Origin of the sequence: Nocardia sp. NPDC051833 (genome assembly GCF_040681225.1) — a bacterium.
Lineage (GTDB): Bacteria > Actinomycetota > Actinomycetes > Mycobacteriales > Mycobacteriaceae > Nocardia.
Genome location: NZ_JBFAYK010000003.1, coordinates 393873 through 411217 on the forward strand (window position 1 = coordinate 393873; position 17345 = coordinate 411217).

Genomic DNA, 17345 nt, shown 5'->3' on the forward strand with positions numbered 1-17345 from the left:
GCGCATCCACCAGGGCGGATGCCGTTCCACTGGTACCGCTCGAACGCTAGGTTCCCGGCCCGCGCAGGTCAGTGGTCGTGCGAACACCGAACGGCGGCCCACAGTGTCGGCCGTCACACTCGACAAAGGGAGTCATCAATGCTCGATTCGGTCGATTCCGCGGATACCGCGCTGGTGCGCGAAGTGGTCGGCCGGGTCCGGCGGGAGTTGCCGGCGATGGTCGACCACATCACCGGCCGGATGTTCACCGAGATCCCGTTCTATCGCGGCGGCGGGGCGGGCACCGTGGCGGAGGTGCGGGCCCGATTGCGGGTGAACCTCGAGGCCGGACTGTCCAGCCTGCTCGGCGTCGGACACGCGCCGGGGCCACCCGCCGAGACCGGCAGGCTCCGGGCCGGACAGGACGCGCCGCTGGCCGACGTGCTGTGCGCCTATCGCCTCGGCTATCTGGTGCTGTCGAACGCCGTCGTCCGCGCCGGTGCGCAGGCGCCGGCGGTCCCCGCGGAGATCGTCATCGAGCTGCTGCAGGCGCTGTTCCGCAACCACGGCCTCGACGCCGACGCGATGGTCGACGCCTATCGCGAGGAGGCGCACTACCTGATGTCGCAGCGCGAGCGCGAACGCGCGGCCTACATCGACGTCCTGGTCTCCGAGGATCCCGGGCTGGCCACCCTGCTCGAAGTCGCTCGCGCGCTACGCCTTCCCGTCGACGGGTCGTTTCTGGCGATCGCCACGGTGAGTGATCGCGGCCAGGACCCGATGCCGCGGGTCGTGTCGGCATTGGCGGCGATCGACGTGACGATGGTGTGGCGGATCCGCTACGACACCGCGGTCGGGGTGCTGTCGGTGCGCAACCCGGCCCGTGCCGACCAGGCGATGGCGGTGCTGCGGAGACACACGACCGGTCCGGTGGGCGTGAGCCCGGTCTTCGGGTCACTGCGGCAGACCGCCTGGGCGCTCGGCCTCGCCGAACTGGTGCGCGACGGCATGCCGGGCGCGCCGACGGTCGAACAGTTCGAGAACACCCCGCTGAACGTGCTCGTGGCCGGCGGCCGCGACGCCGCCCGCACCACCGCGCGGACGGTGCTCGGCGGCCTGCTGGACGCGCCCGGCGAGACCCAGCAGACCCTGCTCGCCACGCTGCGGGAGTGGGTGGCGGCCGCGGGCTCGGCGGACCGCACCGCGCAGCGGTTGCACTGCCATCCGAACACCGTGCGCAAGCGGCTGCGCCGGCTCGAGGAACTCACCGGGCGCAGCCTGGCCGAACCCGGCGGCATCGCCGAGCTGGTCACCGCCTGCCACGCCTGGACCCAACTCCGTCGCTGACCTCGGCCCGCTGAGGCGGTCGATTCCTCGCCGGGCTCAGAGCGTGACGTTGTCGCTGCGCGGATCGATGAGGATCTTGGCGTGGTGGTCCGGGGAGCCCAGGGCGGTGAAGGCCGCGTCGACGCCGTCGAGGCCGACGGTGCCGGTGATCAGCGGGCTGGGGTCGACGGTGCCGTCGGCGATCATGTGCAGGGTGTCGCGGAACTCGCCGGGGTCGTAGCCGAGGACGAACCGCAGTTCGATCTCCTTGTTGATGGCGTTGGCGGGATGGAACGTGTCCTGCTGCATGCACACACCCACCACCACGACGCGGGTCGACGGCGGTGCGTCGGTGAGGATCTGGTCGATGATGCCGGGCACGCCGACGCATTCGAAGACGACGGGACCCGCCGGGCCGCGATCGAGGGTGTGTGCCGCGCGGAACAGGTACCACCACGGCACCTTCGGTACCCGGCGCACCCGTTCCATGACGTCGAAGGCGAGATTCAGCAGATCCGGAGCGCCGGCGATGCGCGGCGGCTTCGGCGCCGCCGCCCAGGCGGATTCGGTGGTCGGATCGACCACCACATCGGCGCCGCAGGCACGGGCCAGCTCCCGGCGGCGCGCCGAGAAGTCGCTGGCGACCACGGTGCGCACGCCCGCTGCCTTGAGCATGGTGACGACGGCCAGTCCGATCGGTCCGCAGCCGATGACGAACGCGGTCTGGCCCTTGGTGATCCGGCTCTTGCGCACGGCGTGCCAGCCCACCGCCATCGGCTCGGTGAGCGCGGCGAGGTCGGGGGAGAGCCCGTTGGGCACCGCGAAGGTCACCGACTCCTGCGTCAGCACCTGTTCGGCGTACCCGCCGGGAGCGTGCACGGACAACCCGGTGAGCTGCGGTTCGCGCTCGCTGCGCAGGATGGGCATCGCGACCACCGGCGTGCCCGGCTTCCAGCGCCGGTGGGTGCGCGGGCCGTATTCGGCGATCTCGCCGGTGAACTCGTGTCCGAGGACGATCCGCTGGTCCGACCGCATGAAGCCGCTGTAGCCGGTGGCGACGGCCAGGTCGGCGAGCTCGTCGCAGTGTGTCCGGGCGTGCAGGTCCGAGCCGCAGATACCGCAGCGGGTCACGGTGACGAGGATCTGGCCCGGCCCTGGTCGCGGGGTCGGCAGGTCCTCGACGCTGAATTCGCCTTTGCTGACCACCGTCGCGCGCATGAGTTCCTCCTAGGCGAGTGCCGGGGCGTCCCCGGGCCCGGGTGGCTCGCGGCGATTCCGAGCCGTCTCGGTCGCCATCGTAGCGCCGGCGGTCGGCCGGGGCGGATGATCGCCCCGGCCGATTCCGGGCGGCGGTCCCTAGTGGACCGCGCGGTCGGCATCCGCCCAGTGCAGCTTGCGCAGATCGCGCTTGAGTACCTTGCCCGCTCCGGAAACCGGTAGCGCGTCAAGGAATTCCACGCTGCGCGGCAGCTTGTAGTTGGCGATGTGCTCGCGACAGAACTCCCGGATGTCGGCCTCGGCCGCGGTCTGCCCCGGCGCCAGGACGATCACCGCGTGCACGCGCTCACCCCAGTCCTGATCGGGCACGCCGATGACCGCGACCTGGGCGACGGCCGGATGCTTGGCCACCGCGTTCTCGACCTCGACCGAATAGACGTTCTCGCCGCCGGTGACGATCATGTCCTTGAGCCGGTCGACGACGAAGACGTAGCCGTGCTCGTCCATGTATCCGGCGTCACCGGTGTGCATCCAGCCCCCGCGCAGCGCCGCCGCGGTCTCGTCCGGCCGGTTCCAGTAGCCGGACATCACGTGATCGCCCCGGACGACGATCTCGCCGATCTCGCCACGCGCCAGTTCGGTGTCGTCCTCCCCGACGACGCGGACCTCGGCGTGGACCGCCGCGCGCCCGCACGACCTGGTCAGCGCGGGATCGTCGTGGTCCTGCGCGGTGAGCAGCGTGGCGACCGGCGCGAGTTCGGTCATCCCGTAGGCCTGGGTGAAGCGCGCGTTCGCGAGCACGGCCCGCGCCTTGGCCATCACCGTCTCGGAGATCGGTGACGCGCCGTAGAGCACGCGGGTGAGGCTGGACAGGTCCGCGTCGGCCGCGGCGGCGGAGTCGACGAGCAGCTGGATCATGGTCGGTACCAGCAGCGCGTCGGTCACCCGGTGGGTGACGATGGCGTCGACGGTGGCCGCCGGGGTGAACGACGGCACGATCACGTGGGTGGCGCCGGTCAGATTGCCGACGTTCCACGCCGCGATGTCGGCCAGGTGGAACATCGGCGCGACGTGCAGCAACATGCCGCCGCGGGTGAGCATGTCGGTGGTGACCAGACTGCCCATCGCCGAGGTGAGACAGGCCCGATGCGACAGCATCACGCCCTTGGGGAAACCCGTGGTACCGCCGGTGTAGAAGACGCCGAAGAGCGCGTCGCCGCCGCGCCGGGCGTCGGGGATCGGCGCCGTGGCGGCGAGGAGGTCTTCGTAGGCGAGCATGCCCTCGGGTGTCGGACCGTCGCCGGCGAAGACGACCGTGCGCAGGTTCGGCGCCGCGGCGCGCAGCGCGTCGACGGCGCCGGCGAAGGCGTCGTCGACCACGAGGACATCGGTGCCGCAATCGACGAGCGAGTAGGCGACCTCGGCCGCGCTCCAGCGGATGTTGACCGGGTTGACCACCGCGTCCGCCCACGGCACCGCCAGCAGCAGTTCGTGGTAGCGGTCGCTGTTGAGGGCGTAGATCCCGACGCGATCACCGGACCCGACACCGAGCGCGCGCAGTGCCCCGGCTAGCCGTGCGATGCGATCGACCGATTCGGCGACCGTGCGGCGGCGGGTGCCGAAGATGGTCGCGATCCGGTCGGGATCGCGTTGCAGCGCCGCGTGCAGTGATTGCGTGATGTGCACGGCCAACTCCTCTGTTGTGAATACCGATCTGTGTGATCTACGTGACACTGTTGCCGCTCTTGAGGGAATGTCAAGGGTCGTGTAACCATGAAGTGAATATTGATTCGCCAAGTGAGGTGGTGGTGTGATGCAACGGGTGCAGGTCGCCGGAGTCGGGATGGTGCCGTTCTCGACGCCGAGCAGGAGTGAGCCCTACGACGTCCTGGCGGCGGACGCGGTCCGCAACGCCCTGCGCGACGCCGGGATCGGTATCGACCAGGTGCAGCAGGCCTACGCGGGCTACGTCTACGGCGACTCGACGAGTGGTCAGCGCGCGCTCTACAGCGTGGGCATGACCGGTATCCCCGTGGTCAATGTCAACAACAACTGTTCGACCGGATCGTCGGCGCTGTGGCTGGCACGCCAAGCCGTCGCCAGTGGTGCCGCCGAATGCGTGCTCGCCTTCGGGTTCGAGCAGATGGAACGCGGCGCGCTCGCCATGAAATGGCCCGACCGGCCGAGCCCGTTCGTCGACTTCATGGCGGTGGCGCATCAGCACAACGGTCCGAGTGAAGCACCGTTCGCCGCGCAGCTGTTCGGCGGAGCCGGCGCCGCGTACGCCGAGAAGTACGGCACCGATCCGGCGACCTTCGCGATGATCTCGGTCAAGGCGCGCACCCACGCGAAGAACAATCCGTTCGCCGTGTTCCGCGACGCGGTGACCGTCGAGCAGGTGCTCGAATCGCCGCAGATCTTCGGTCCGCTGACCCGGTTGCAGTGCTGCCCGCCCACCTGTGGCGCGGCCGCCGCGATCATCACCAGCGAGGACTTCGCCCGGCGCCATGGCCTGCGCACCGACGTCGCCATCACCGCGCAGGCGATGACGACCGATACCCCCGACACCTTCGACGATCTGCCCAAGCTGGTCGGCTACGACATGGCCCGGCGCGCGGCCGATCAGGTCTACGAGGCGGCGGGCGTCGATCCCGCCGACATCCGGGTGGTCGAACTGCACGACTGCTTCACCGCGAACGAACTGCTCAGCTACGAAGCGCTCCGGTTGACCCCCGAGGGCACCGCGGAGAAGTTCATCCGCGACGGCGACAACACCTACGGCGGCCGCGTGGTCACCAACCCTTCGGGCGGACTGCTGTCGAAGGGACATCCGCTCGGCGCGACCGGTCTGGCCCAATGCGCAGAGCTCACCTGGCAATTGCGCGGCCAGGCCGAAGCGCGGCAGGTCGACGGTGTGACCGTGGCGTTGCAGCACAACATCGGCCTCGGCGGCGCCGCCGTGGTCACGCTGTACGAGAAGGTCGGCTGATGGCGGTCGATATCGAGCGCGCGCTGGCGCTGACCCTGCCCACCTTCACCGTCGACGTCGAGCGCGGCCGGTTGCGCCTGTTCGCGCGCGTCATCGGCGAGACCGACCCGATCTACACCGACGTCGAGGCCGCGCGGGCGGCGGGGCACCCGGACCTGCCCGTCCCGCCGACCTTCTTCTTCAGCCTGATCCTCGAAGCACCGTCGCCCTTCGGCTATTTCGACGAGCTCGACATCGACCTGCGCCGGGTCCTGCACGGCGAGCAGGCCTTCGAGTACGTCGCCATGGCCTACGCCGGGGACACCGTCGAGATCAGCGAGCGCGTCGTGGACGTGACCGTCAAACGCGGTGGCGGCCTCGAGTTCGTCACCAAGGAGACCGAATTCCGCCGTGGCACCGAGCTTCTCGCCAAGGCGACCAATGTGGCCGTCGTCCGCAACCCGGAGGTGACCGCGTGAGCACCGCGCTGCTGAACGTCGGCACCGAGCTGCCGCCCCTGGCTCTGCCGCCCATCTCCCGCACCACGCTGGCGTTGTTCGCCGGTGCCAGCGGGGACCACAATCCGATCCACATCGATCTCGACAACGCGCACTCCGCGGGCTTCGACGACGTCTTCGCCCACGGCATGCTCTCCATGGCCTACCTCGGCCGGCTGCTGACCGGCTGGGTGCCCCAGCGCGACATCCGGTCCTTCGCGGTGCGATTCACCGCGATCACCCCGATCCACGCGGAGCCGACCTGCACGGCGACGGTCACCGCCGTCGCGGACGGACTCGCCACCCTCGATCTCGCCGTCACCCTCGCCGACGGCACCTCCACCCTGCTCGGCACCGCGGTCGTCGCGGTGCCGGGAACCTACTGATCAGGAGTCACACCAGTATGGGAACACTCGACGGCAAGGTCGCCATCGTCACCGGATCCGGTCGCGGCATCGGACGTGAGATCGCGCTGAAGTTCGCCGCCGACGGTGCGTCGGTGGTCGTGAACGATCTCGACAAGGACCCGGCCGAGCAGACCGTGGCCGACATCCGCGCCGCCGGCGGCACCGCGGTCGCGTGCGCGGGCAGCGTCACCGACGACGACTTCGCCGACCGGTTCGTGCAGACCGCGGTCGACGAATTCGGCGGCATCGACATCATCGTCAACAACGCGGGCTACACCTGGGATACCGTCATCCAGAAGATGACCGACGAGCAGTGGGACGCCATCCTCGACGTCCACCTCAAGGCGCCGTTCCGCATCCTGCGCGCGGCCCAGCCGATCATCTCCACCGAGGTCAAGCGGGCCAGGGCCGCCGGGGAGACCGTGCCGTGCCGCAAGGTCGTCAACATCTCCTCGATCGCCGGGCTCGGCGGCAACGCCGGTCAGGTCAACTACGCCGCGGCCAAGGCCGGCATCACCGGGCTGACCAAGACCCTGGCCAAGGAATGGGGCAGGCTCAACGTCACCGTCAACACGGTCGCCTTCGGCCTGATCACCACGCGACTCACCGAAGCACCCGCCGACGGCAGCGCCACCATCGACGTGGGCGGCCGGGAACTCGCCGTCGGCGTGAACCCGGCACTGCTCGACGCCATGTCCCAGCAGATCCCGCTCGGCCGCGCGGGCACCCCGGCCGAGGCGGCGGGTGCCGTCTATCTGCTGTGCCGTCCCGAATCCGATTACGTCAGCGCCCAGACCCTGGTCTGCGGCGGCGGCTACACCATCTGAGAGGGGATCCACGATGGACCGGGAGATCTTCGAACCCGAGCACGACGCCTATCGCGACAGCGTCCGGCAGTTCCTCGCCAAGCACGTCGTGCCCGGCTACCAGGAGTGGGAGCGGGCGGGCATCGTTCCGCGCTCGCTGTTCACCGACATCGCCGAACTCGGCGCGTTCATGGCGGTGCCCGAGCAGTTCGGCGGTGCTGGGGTGCGGGACTTCCGGTTCAACGCGATCCTGATCGAGGAGGCCGCGGCGGTCGATGTCGCCCCCGCGGTCCTCGGTCCGACGTTGCAGGCCGACGTCTGCATGCCGTATCTGCTCGAGCTGACCAACGACGAGCAGAAGGCGCGCTGGCTGCCCGGCGTCGCCAGCGGCGAGACGATCGTCGCGATCGCCATGACCGAGCCCGGGACCGGCTCCGACCTCTCCGGTATCCGCACCAAGGCGGTCCGTGAGGGCGACCACTACGTGCTCAACGGGGCGAAGACCTTCATCACCAACGGCATCAACGCCGATCTGGTGATCACCGCGGTGCGCACCGGCGAGCACCCACACCGCGGCCTCAGCCTGATCGTGGTCGAGCGCGATACCCAGGGATTCGCCCGCGGGCGCAACCTGGAGAAGGTCGGCATGCACGCCCAGGACACCGCGGAGCTGTCCTTCACCGACGCGCGGGTCCCGGTGGCCAACCTGCTGGGCGAGGAAGGTACGGGCTTCTTCGGGCTCAGCAACAACCTGCCCCAGGAACGGTTGGCGATCGCCGTCGCGGCCATGGCCGGTGCTACCACCGCGCTGCGCGAGACGATGGACTACGTGCGGGAACGCCGGGCGTTCGGGCGCGCGATCGGCGATTTCCAGGCGACCCGGTTCCGGCTCGCGGACCTGGTCACCGAGGTCGAGATCACCCAGACCTACGTCGACCGCGGCATCACCGCGCTGAACGCGGGCCGATTGAGCGCGGTCGACGCGGCCAAGGCCAAGCTGTGGGCGACCGAACTCCAGAGCCGGGTGATCGACGCCTGCGTGCAGTTGCACGGTGGCTACGGGTACATGCTCGAATACCCGATCGCCCGGGCCTATCTCGATTCGCGGATCGCCCGCATCTATGGCGGCACGAGCGAGATCATGAAGGAGATCATCGGCCGATCGCTGCGGTTGGGCTGAGCGGTAGCATCCCCGTGGTGTCCTCCCCGTCCGCCGCTGTGCGCCGCAAACGTCCGGCCAACCGTCGCGAACTGATCGTCGACGCGGCCGCGTCGCTGTTCGCCGACAGTGGTTTCGAGAACGTCGCGATGAGTGATGTCGCGGCCGCTGTCGGCGTCGGCCCCTCGGCGCTCTACCGCCATTTCACCGGCAAGGACGACCTGTTGCGCGCCGCCATCGAGCAGACGCTCGACCGGTTCGCGAGCACGCTCGACGGCCCCGACGTCCTGGACGAGGTCGCCGATTTCGCGGTCGGCAGGCGCACCGCGCCACTGCTGTGGGTGCGCGAGGCACGTCACCTCCCGCGCCCACAGCGCCTGGATGTGGTCGCCCGGCTCGACCGGTTGTGCGAGGCGTTCGCGGTGGCGACGACCGGCGACGCGGTCGGCCCCGGTGCGCGGTTGCGCGCGCGCATGGCGCTGGCCGCGCTGCTCAGCCCGGCCTTCCACGGCACCACGCTGCCCGTCGAGGAATTCCGGTCGACCCTGGTCGGCATCGCCGCCGCGGTGCTGGGTACCGAGGTGGAAGTGCCGCCGCCACCACTGGTTCCACCACCGGCGGGGTTGGCCCGCGGCAGCAAGCGCGAACAGATCCTGCGCGCGGCCCTGCGGATCTTCGCCGATCAGACCTACGCGAGCACCGGGATGGAGGAGATCGGCGAGGCCGTCGGCCTGTCCACCTCGAGTGTCTACAACCATTTCACCAGCAAGCTGGAGATCCTCGACGTCGCCCTGCACCGGGCCAACGGCTATCTCCAGGTGACCCTGGACGACACGCTGCTGGCCGCGCCCGACGAGGGCGCCGCGCTGCGCGCGCTGGCCGGGGTCTACGCCGACTTCACCCTGCGGCACCCGGCCCTGGTCGACATCCTGGTCACCGAAGTCCGCAGCCTCGGCGCCCAGGCGGAACCGCTGCTGCAGGCCCAGCGTGACTACGTCAGCGAATGGGTCAGGCTCTGCCGCGCGGCGCGCCCCGCCCTGACCCGTGAGCAAGCCCTGGTCACCGTGCAGGCCACGCTCATGGCGATGAACGACATCGCCAGGGACAGCACGTTTTCCGATGTCCGCCTGCTGAGCGGTCCCTTGGCCGCGATCGCCGTCGCCGCCCTCGGCCTTCCGGAGCAGACGTCCGGGCCGTGACCGCGGCGTTCGGCCCGCGCGGTGGGCGTCCGCGATGAGCTGAATCGATCGGCCGTCGGAGCGCGGTCGAAAGATGTTGCGGTCGGCTATCTTCGAGGGGGAGGAGCGCGGGACCGTCGTCCGGGCTCGGGCAACAGGGGGTAGGACATGAATCCGAGAATCGTCGCCGCCGCGGTGGCCTTGGCCGCGGGCGCCGTCGTCGCGACCGGGTGTTCGAGCGACGCCGATGTGGTGTCGAAAAATCTGTCCAAGGAATCGGACCAGTTCAAGATCGACCGTCGGGTGGTGTTCTTCAACGGGATCACCGACAAGTACCTGCTGTCCATCGAGGGCAAGTGCTCGATCAAGGACGAGAACAACCAGCTCGAGGTCACCTGTAAGACCGGTGACGACGAGTACAAGAAGCACTTCCTCGGGCTCTCCGACAATGTGAGCTACTTCGTGGAACAGCTCGAATCCGCCGAGGTGAGCCGCTATCACTACAAGGTGATCTTCAAGCCCGAGACCATTCTTGCCGACGTCGACCGGCCCTGAGCCGAGCGGCTCGGCGCTCGACCGACGGGTCAGGCGCCGAGCCGCTCGTGCACGAAGGCCGCGGCCTGGTCGCGGTTGTCGTTGACGAAGTACGCGAAATGGCCGTAGCTCAGCGCGTTTCCGAAGCCTGCTGCCGGGTTGCCGCCCTGGCAGACTCGGTCGCCCGCGTTGCAGTAGTCGCGCAGGCGGTCGGCGAATTCGGCGAGGGCGCCCACGGGGAGCGCACCGGTGCCGGACAGGGCGGGATCGTAGCTGCCACGATCGTAGGGTTCGGCGCCGTTGAACAGCGGGCTGCCGAACAGGGCGATGGCGTCGATCCGCGCGGCGGCCTGGTCGGTCACCGCGGCGCGGGCGGCGAGGGTGTTGCCGATGACGCGGGCGCCCTGCGAGTAGCCGAGCAGGACGAGCTGCTGGTCCGGGCAGGCCGCGGCGGTCGCGTTCAGCAGCGCGGTCAGGTTCTCGACGCCGCGCAGGGAGCTGTCCGGCGCCATCGAGGCCGGGTACTCTAGCTCGGTCACCGTGGTCGCGCGCCCGGATTCCTGGGCGATCCGCTTGGCCAGCGGCGTCAGCAGCAGGCTGCCGATCTGCGGTTCGAGCGTGCCACGGACGGTGACGACGCGGACCTCCGCGCAGCCGGTGGGGCCGGTGGACGGCTCGGCGGCCGCGGCCGGGAGGGCCGTGAGCGCCAGTGCCGCTGTGACTGCCGCCGCCGAACGCAGCAGGATTCGGGATGGTCCACGCATGCGCCCACTGTATTGCGCCGAGGGGCGAAGTGGGGCCGGACAGACCGGGTTTCCGCACGTTCTCATGGAGCGGCCGCGCGGTGACAGACAGTAAAATTAGGGTATTTCACAATGGCGGGACTCGACTAGTGTCGGCGAGCACATTCATAGGAGGTAGCCATGACTCATCTACTCGCCAAAACCCTTGCCGTCACCGCTTTTTCGGGCGCCCTGCTAGGCGCATCCCTGAGTCCGGCGTATGCGGCCCCGGGCCCCGTCGCGCCGATCGCGGAATCCGGATCCGCGTCGGGTTCGGGCGATTCCGGTTCGTCCCTGGCGCCGCTGATCACCATCCCGCTCGGCGCGCTCTACATCCTGCTCTGTGACGCCGAACCGAACGGCCCGGTCTGCGCCCTGATCTACGAGATCGGCCACGGCAGTTCCGAATCCGACCCGGCCTGATCCCCGGAACATCCCCCTACCTGATCCGAGGTACTCCTTCATGGGCCGAATACTCACCACATCCCTTGTCGCGGTGGCACTCTCCGCCGGATTGACGCTGGCACCGGCGCAGGCCGCGCCGGCGGTGATCGCGCCGGTCGCCGATACGCCGACCGGATCGGCGTCGGGATCCGCGCGAATCCTGCTGGCCTGGCCGCTGGGCTTCGTATTGTTCGGCGCCTGCTTCGCCGACGGCGACAGCCCGACGCACAATCCCCTGTGCCAGGCGCTGCTCGACCTCACCGCGGGCAGCACCGACTTCTGACCCGACCGACACCCGACGCCGTCGTTCCCGCACCGCGGGGCGGCGGCGTCGTTCTGTTCCGGCGAGGGCGAATTCACTTCGCGCGGGACGGTTTTCGCTGCGTCGTGGGGGACAGGCTATGCCGGACGAAGCGCTGGCCGGCCTCGATCGCGGCCGTCAGCGCGACGGCGTCCGGCGCGATGAGGTACTGCGCGCCGACGCCGCGCAGCATGCCGACGAGGGTCACCGCGGTCGCGGCCGGGTCGAGCGCGCTGTCCACGGTCGCTTCGGCCTGTCCCGCGCGCACCACGGTCTCCACGCCCAGCCGGAACAGCGCGTCGTCGGCGGCGAAGATCGACCGCAGAGTCGCCTCGTCCGGGATCGCGGAGGACCACATGACGAAGAAGGCCCGACCCGCGTCGGGTTCGGAGACGAGCGCCGACAGGTAGTCCTGGACCAGGCCGACCAGGGTCTCGACGGCGTCGTCGCCCGATTCGGTCATCTTGGTGACGATCCCGGCGACGAACCGCGCCTGGATATCGTGGGCCAGCCGATCGATGAGCGCGGCCTTGCTGCCGAAGTGGTGGTTGACCAGACCGCGGCTGTAGCCCGCCTCCAGTCCCACATCGGCGAGCGAAGTCCGGTCGACACCGCGCCGCGCGAACAGTGCCGCCGCCGCGTCGAGCAGTGCCTGTTCGGCTTGCGCGGTCCGTTCCTGCTGGGTGCGGCGGGGTGCGGGGGTCGTCGTCGTTCCGGAGCTCGCGGGTGGCTTCTTGCTGGTCTTCCCCTGATTTCCGGTCATGCGGAGAACGGTAGCAGTCAACTTGCTGACCGTTCGACACGGAAGAAACTTGCTTGATGGTCAGTAAGTATCTATGGTTGGTTCGACTGTGACGCCGACCACGGCGCCCGACCACCGAAGGAACGACACATGACCGATGGCTCCGACAGCGTCATCCGCACCGAGCGACGATCGGACGATCAGGTGCTGCTGATCACGATCGACCGGGTACAGCGCCGCAATGCCTTCGACGGCGCGACCGCGCGAGCCATGGAAGCCGTCATCGACGACTACGAGGCCGACGACACACTCCGGGTCGCGGTCGTCACCGGCGCGGGACCGACGTTCTCGGCCGGACAGGACCTCGTGGCCGCCGCGGTCGGCGACATGGGAGTGTCCGCGCGCCGCGGCGGGTTCGGTGTGCTGGCGAAGCCACCGGCCAAACCGCTCATCGCCGCGGTGGAGGGCGACGCGCTCGCCGGTGGCTTCGAGCTGTGCCTGGCATGCGACCTGATCGTCGCCACCGAGGCGACCCGGATGGGCCTGCCCGAAGCGGCCCGGGCGCTGGTCGCGGTCGGCGGCGGGCTGTTCCGGCTGCCGCGCAAGATCCCGTTCAACGTCGCCATGGAACTGGCCCTGACCGGAAAGCCTCTGCCCGCCGCGGAATTCCACCGGATGGGTTTGGTCAATCGGCTGGTGCCGGTGGGCCAGGCCGTGGCGACCGCGCTGGAGCTGGCCGAGCAGATCGTGGCGGCGGGACCGCTGGCCGTCGTGGCGAGCAAGGCGATCGTCGAGCACAGCTACGAGTGGTCCGACGACGAGGCCTGGCAGCGGCAGTGGGAGTTCGCCGGACCCGCGATTCAGTCGGAAGACACCCGAGAAGGAATCCGCGCGTTCATCGACAAGCGCGCGCCGCAATGGAAAGGCCGCTGACATGCTGACCACCCCGACTCTCACCAGCACGCTGCTCGCGGGCAGAACCGCGATCGTCACCGGCGCGGGCAACGGCATCGGCCGCGCGACCGCCGAGGCGCTGGCCGCCAGCGGCGCCCGCGTCGTCGTCGCCGACCTCGACGCCGATCTCACGAGCGAGGTCGCCGGCGAACTCGGCAACGACGCGGTGCCGTTCGCCGGTGACCTCACCGACCCGTCGGTCCCGGACAAACTCGTCGCCGCCGCGGCCGCCCTCGGCCAGGGCATCGACATCATCGTCAACAGCGCGGGCTACTTCTGGGACGCCCCGGTGCACCGGATGACCGACGAGCAGTTCCAGGCGATGCTCGACATCCACCTGCTGGCACCGTTCCGGATCTGCCGGGCAGCCGCGCCCTACTTCCGCGACGCCGGTCGCGCGGAAGCGAGCGGCGGCGCCGTCCGGCACCGCAAGATCGTCAATGTCACCTCCCTGGCCGCCAGTTTCGGCACGGCCGGAGCGGCCAACTACGCGGCGGCGAAGGCGGGCCTGATCGGCCTGACCAAGACGCTCGCCACCGAATGGGGCTCGGCCAACGTCAATGTCAACGCCGTCGCGTTCGGCGTGATCCAGACCCGGTTCGGCGCACCGCGATCCGCCGGACAGACCATCACCGTCGACGGGCGCGAGGTGGCACTCGGGGTGCCCGACAAGACGCTCGCGGCCATGGGTTTCGACCCGGCCGAGGAGCGTGACCTGTTCGCGCCCCGCCCGATGTTCGGCGCCGCGCTGGGCCGCACCGGAACCATCCGGGAGGCCGCCGACGCCATCTTCTGGCTCGCCTCGCCCCTGTCCGATTTCGTGACCGGTCAGGTCATCCCCGTCAGCGGCGGCGCCCGCGGCGGACTGTCCTGACCTCGCTCGACCGCTCGCATCGCTCGAAGAGGAGCCATCATGTCCACACACTCGCTGACCCCGTCACCCGCATACGCGCCTGCTGATCTCGATGCCGTCTGCGCCACCGAAGGCGACCGCACACTCACCTGGCGCGACTGGAATTCGCGCGCCGACCGGCTCGCCGACTCGCTGGCCCGGCGCGGCGTGTCCGAGGGCGACCGCATCGCGGTGCGGATGCACACCCGCCTGGAATGGCTGATCGTCTCGCTGGCGCTGGCCAAGCTGAAAGCGGTCATCGTCGCGGTGAACTACCGGCTCTCGCCACCGGAAACGCTGTACATCGCCACCGATTGCGCGGTGACAGCCGCCGTCGTCGACGACGCGGATCCCACCACCGTCGTCGAGGCGTGGGCACCGCTGGAGCTGAAGGCCATCGTGTCGATCGACGTCGCGGCCGACGGTACCGAACTGCTGGCCGAGCTGATCGCCGAGGGCACGGAGCGTGACCGGGTGGCGGCGTCGCTGGCGCCGCTGATCATCTATTCCTCCGGCACCACCGGCGCGCCCAAAGGCGCACCGCTGGCCAGCTTTCAGACCGATGTCGACGAGGCCGTCCTCCGGGACTATCGGATCTCGGTGCAGTTCGACTTCGCCGCCGGCGGTCCGGGCAACCGGACCCTGATCAACCTGCCGATGCATCACGGCGCCGGTCCGTCCTACACCGAGTTCGCCCTCGCGACCGGCGGCGCCGTGGTCTTCCAGCGGCGCTTCGACGCCGAAGAGGTACTGGCGTTGATCGCCGGACACGGGGTGACCCATTGGATCTCGGTCCCGACCATGCTGCACCGCGTCCTCGAACTGCCCACCGAGGTCCGCGCCCGCTACGACACCTCGACGCTGCGATTCCTCGGCGGCGGCGCGGCGCCGTTCAGCGCCCAGCTCAAGCGGCAGGCCATCGAGGCCTTCGGCGACGTGGTCTACGAGGTCTACGGTGCGACCGAGGCGGGCATGATCGCGGGCGCGACCCCGGAACTGTTGCGGCGCAAGCCCGCCGCGACCGGTTTCCCGTTCCGGCAGGTCGAGGTGCGCATCGTCGACGAATCGCGGCGCCCCGTTCCCGCGGGCACCGCCGGGGAGATCATCGTGAAGACTCCCGCCGTCATCAGCGGCTACCTCGGCCGCGGACCCCTGACCGAGGACGAGATCGACGCGGACGGCTTCTACTACACCGGCGACGTCGGCTATCTCGACGACGAGGGTGTGCTCTTCCTGTCCGACCGGATCACCGACATGATCATCGCCGGTGGGGTGAACATCTATCCCGCCGAGAGCGAAGCCGTGATCGTGACACACCCGCAGGTGGTCGATGTCGCGGTCATCGGGGCGCCCGACGACGACCACGGCGAACAACCGATCGCTTTCGTCCAGACCGTGCCCGGCGCGAGCCTGACCGCCGCGGAGATCCTGGCCTACTGCGACGGCAAGCTGGCCAAATACAAGTGGCCAAGGGAGATCGAGTTCATCGACGAGATTCCGGTCAACTCGATGGGCAAGAAACTCAAACGGGTCTTGCGCGCCCACTACGCGGCGAACAAGGGGGCGACGGCATGACCTCCGTGTCGGCGGAGCCCGCCCTCTACGACGTCGATGCCGACGGAGTGCCCCGGCTGTTCGGGCTGCGTGACTCCAGTGGATTCGTGTCCTATCCCTTCCAGCCATACGGCTCCGAGAACAACGGCGACCACGGCGAACTCGTCCGGCGAGTGGCCCTGGCGGGCACCGGCACGATCACGGCCGTCACCACGGTCCATCTCGCGCCGCATCCTTCCGTCGACGCTCCCTACACGCTGGCATCGATCGTGCTCGACGAGGGACCGATGGTGCGCGCGGTGCTGATCGATGCCGACGACGCCGGAATCGGCACGCGCGTGCGGGCGGTCACCGTGCCGATCGAACGCGGGGGCGAGCAGGTCGCCGAGGTGCGGTTCCTGCCGATCATCCAGGGGGACAGGTGAAGATCACGCTCGCCCAGCAGCGACCGGTCTACGTCGCCGGTGTCGGCAGGCATCGCTACCAGAAGCCCGGCGACACACCCTATGTCCAGCTGGGGCTGACCGCGGTCCGGGCGGCGCTCGGTGACGCGGGCGTCGCGTGGCCCGCCGTCGACAGCGTGTACACCGCGACCGCGATGCTCGGGATGGCGGTGTCGCGGCCCTTGTTCAAACACCTCGGCGTGACCGGGGTACCGATGACGCAGGTGGAGAACGCGTCGGCGTCCGGGTCCACCGCCTTCCGGCTGGCCTGCCACGACGTGGCCGCGGGGACGAGCGACATCTCGCTGGTCCTCGGGGTCGACAAGCTCCCGGCCGCCGGTGTGGTGCCCGCCCCGACCGGTGTTCCGACTCCGGCGGCCGCCTATGTACCGCCGATGGCGCACTTCGCGCTGCTGGCCTCGGAGTACCTCGACCGCTACGGCGCGACGCCCGATCAGCTGGCCGCGGTCGCGGTGAAGAACTACGCCAACGCGGCGCTGAACCCGGACGCGCAGCGGCCGAAGGCGCGCACCATCGAGGAGGTGCTGGCCGGTCCGTTGCTGGCCGGTCCGCTGACCCGTCTGCAATGCTGTCCGCTCGGCGAAGGCGCGGCAGCGGCGATCGTCGTCTCCGACGACGCCATCGATGCGCTCGGTCTGGACCGCTCGCGCTGTGTGCGGGTGCTGGCCTCGGTCCTGCGCAGCGAAGAACTTTACGGCGCACGGAGTTTCGATGCCGAACTCACCCGGGCGACGGTGTGCTCCGCCTACGACCAGGCGGGGATCGAGCCGGAGGATCTGGACGTGGTCGAACTCCACGACGCGTTCACGATCGAAGAACTGCAGTACGTCGAAGCGATGGGGCTGGTCGAGGAAGGCAAAGCCGCGGCTGCCCTGGCGCGGGGTGAGTTCGACCTCGGCGGCCGGGTGGCGGTCAGCCCGTCCGGCGGACTGCTGGGGGCGGGGCATCCGATCGGTCCCACCGGGGTCGGTCAGATCGGTGAGGTCACCACCCAGCTCCGCGGCGAGGCCGGACCCCGCCAGCACCGTGGCGCGCGCACCGGGCTGGCGCACATGGTCGGCCTCGGCGCGGTCTGCGCCGTCCACATCCTGCGGGCGGGGGAGTAGCGGATGAACCGCGATTCGGCAGCTCACCGCGCAC

19 protein-coding genes are annotated in these 17345 nt (G+C 69.7%); 15 read left to right on the forward strand and 4 right to left on the reverse strand.

Features of this window, described 5'->3' with window-relative positions; all coding sequences use genetic code 11:
- Positions 1-138: 138 nt before the first annotated feature.
- Positions 139-1326, forward strand: a complete 1188-nt coding sequence (locus tag AB0L91_RS26460) for a helix-turn-helix domain-containing protein (RefSeq protein WP_365014527.1) — start codon at positions 139-141, stop codon at positions 1324-1326.
- A gap of 36 nt (positions 1327-1362) precedes the next feature.
- Here AB0L91_RS26460 and AB0L91_RS26465 read toward each other — a convergent pair whose 3' ends face one another.
- Both AB0L91_RS26465 and AB0L91_RS26470 read right to left on the reverse strand, forming a co-directional pair.
- Complete coding sequence (locus AB0L91_RS26465) at positions 1363-2523, reverse strand: zinc-binding dehydrogenase (RefSeq protein ID WP_365014530.1); 1161 nt, start codon at positions 2521-2523, stop codon at positions 1363-1365.
- Positions 2524-2661: 138 nt separating this feature from the next.
- A complete protein-coding gene (locus AB0L91_RS26470; RefSeq protein ID WP_365014532.1) occupies positions 2662-4209 on the reverse strand; it encodes a long-chain-fatty-acid--CoA ligase in 1548 nt (515 codons plus the stop codon).
- A gap of 124 nt (positions 4210-4333) precedes the next feature.
- On the opposite strand from AB0L91_RS26470, the gene AB0L91_RS26475 reads away from it, so the two are divergent.
- The 7 genes from AB0L91_RS26475 to AB0L91_RS26505 all read left to right on the forward strand — a co-directional run bounded on the left by AB0L91_RS26475 (position 4334) and on the right by AB0L91_RS26505 (position 10093).
- On the forward strand, positions 4334-5512 hold the full coding sequence (locus AB0L91_RS26475) for a lipid-transfer protein (RefSeq protein ID WP_365014534.1): 1179 nt from the start codon (positions 4334-4336) through the stop codon (positions 5510-5512).
- A complete protein-coding gene (locus tag AB0L91_RS26480) occupies positions 5512-5970 on the forward strand; it encodes a MaoC family dehydratase N-terminal domain-containing protein (RefSeq protein WP_365014536.1) in 459 nt (152 codons plus the stop codon). The genes AB0L91_RS26475 and AB0L91_RS26480 overlap by 1 nt, the downstream gene beginning before the upstream one ends.
- Positions 5967-6374, forward strand: coding sequence for a MaoC/PaaZ C-terminal domain-containing protein (locus AB0L91_RS26485; protein WP_365014539.1), 408 nt, complete (start codon positions 5967-5969; stop codon positions 6372-6374). The genes AB0L91_RS26480 and AB0L91_RS26485 overlap by 4 nt, the downstream gene beginning before the upstream one ends.
- A 17-nt stretch (positions 6375-6391) precedes the next feature.
- Positions 6392-7222, forward strand: a complete 831-nt coding sequence (locus tag AB0L91_RS26490) for an SDR family oxidoreductase (protein WP_365014542.1) — start codon at positions 6392-6394, stop codon at positions 7220-7222.
- A 13-nt stretch (positions 7223-7235) separates the two neighbouring features.
- Positions 7236-8381 carry an acyl-CoA dehydrogenase family protein gene (locus AB0L91_RS26495; protein ID WP_365014544.1) on the forward strand — a complete coding sequence of 382 codons (1146 nt, stop codon included), beginning with the start codon at positions 7236-7238 and terminating at the stop codon, positions 8379-8381.
- Positions 8382-8398: 17 nt separating this feature from the next.
- Entirely contained in the window at positions 8399-9559 is a 1161-nt protein-coding gene (locus AB0L91_RS26500; protein WP_365014547.1) for a TetR/AcrR family transcriptional regulator, read from the forward strand.
- 147 nt (positions 9560-9706) lie between these two features.
- The gene (locus tag AB0L91_RS26505; RefSeq protein ID WP_365014550.1) at positions 9707-10093 is read left to right on the forward strand and encodes a hypothetical protein; all 387 of its coding nucleotides are present in this window, start codon (positions 9707-9709) and stop codon (positions 10091-10093) included.
- A 29-nt stretch (positions 10094-10122) separates the two neighbouring features.
- Here AB0L91_RS26505 and AB0L91_RS26510 read toward each other — a convergent pair whose 3' ends face one another.
- Positions 10123-10836, reverse strand: coding sequence for a cutinase family protein (locus AB0L91_RS26510; RefSeq protein WP_365014552.1), 714 nt, complete (start codon positions 10834-10836; stop codon positions 10123-10125).
- Positions 10837-10995: 159 nt separating this feature from the next.
- On the opposite strand from AB0L91_RS26510, the gene AB0L91_RS26515 reads away from it, so the two are divergent.
- Entirely contained in the window at positions 10996-11277 is a 282-nt protein-coding gene (locus AB0L91_RS26515; RefSeq protein WP_365014555.1) for a hypothetical protein, read from the forward strand.
- Between the two features lie 40 nt (positions 11278-11317).
- Positions 11318-11581 carry a hypothetical protein gene (locus AB0L91_RS26520; protein WP_365014558.1) on the forward strand — a complete coding sequence of 88 codons (264 nt, stop codon included), beginning with the start codon at positions 11318-11320 and terminating at the stop codon, positions 11579-11581.
- Between the two features lie 73 nt (positions 11582-11654).
- On the opposite strand, the gene AB0L91_RS26525 is transcribed toward AB0L91_RS26520, so the two are convergent.
- Positions 11655-12362: a TetR/AcrR family transcriptional regulator gene (locus AB0L91_RS26525; protein WP_365014560.1), complete on the reverse strand. Its 708-nt coding sequence runs from the start codon at positions 12360-12362 to the stop codon at positions 11655-11657.
- A 129-nt stretch (positions 12363-12491) separates the two neighbouring features.
- On the opposite strand from AB0L91_RS26525, the gene AB0L91_RS26530 reads away from it, so the two are divergent.
- Genes AB0L91_RS26530 through AB0L91_RS26550 form a run of 5 tightly spaced genes read left to right on the forward strand, consistent with a single transcriptional unit; the run spans position 12492 to position 17311 of the window.
- Entirely contained in the window at positions 12492-13274 is a 783-nt protein-coding gene (locus tag AB0L91_RS26530) for a crotonase/enoyl-CoA hydratase family protein (protein ID WP_357349050.1), read from the forward strand.
- A 1-nt stretch (position 13275) separates the two neighbouring features.
- Positions 13276-14169: an SDR family oxidoreductase gene (locus AB0L91_RS26535; RefSeq protein WP_365014564.1), complete on the forward strand. Its 894-nt coding sequence runs from the start codon at positions 13276-13278 to the stop codon at positions 14167-14169.
- 39 nt (positions 14170-14208) lie between these two features.
- Complete coding sequence (locus tag AB0L91_RS26540) at positions 14209-15762, forward strand: AMP-binding protein (protein WP_365014566.1); 1554 nt, start codon at positions 14209-14211, stop codon at positions 15760-15762.
- Positions 15759-16166, forward strand: coding sequence for an OB-fold domain-containing protein (locus AB0L91_RS26545; protein WP_365014569.1), 408 nt, complete (start codon positions 15759-15761; stop codon positions 16164-16166). The genes AB0L91_RS26540 and AB0L91_RS26545 overlap by 4 nt, the downstream gene beginning before the upstream one ends.
- Positions 16163-17311, forward strand: coding sequence for a thiolase family protein (locus AB0L91_RS26550; protein ID WP_365014572.1), 1149 nt, complete (start codon positions 16163-16165; stop codon positions 17309-17311). Before AB0L91_RS26545 ends, AB0L91_RS26550 begins: the two co-directional genes overlap by 4 nt.
- Positions 17312-17345: the final 34 nt, after the last annotated feature.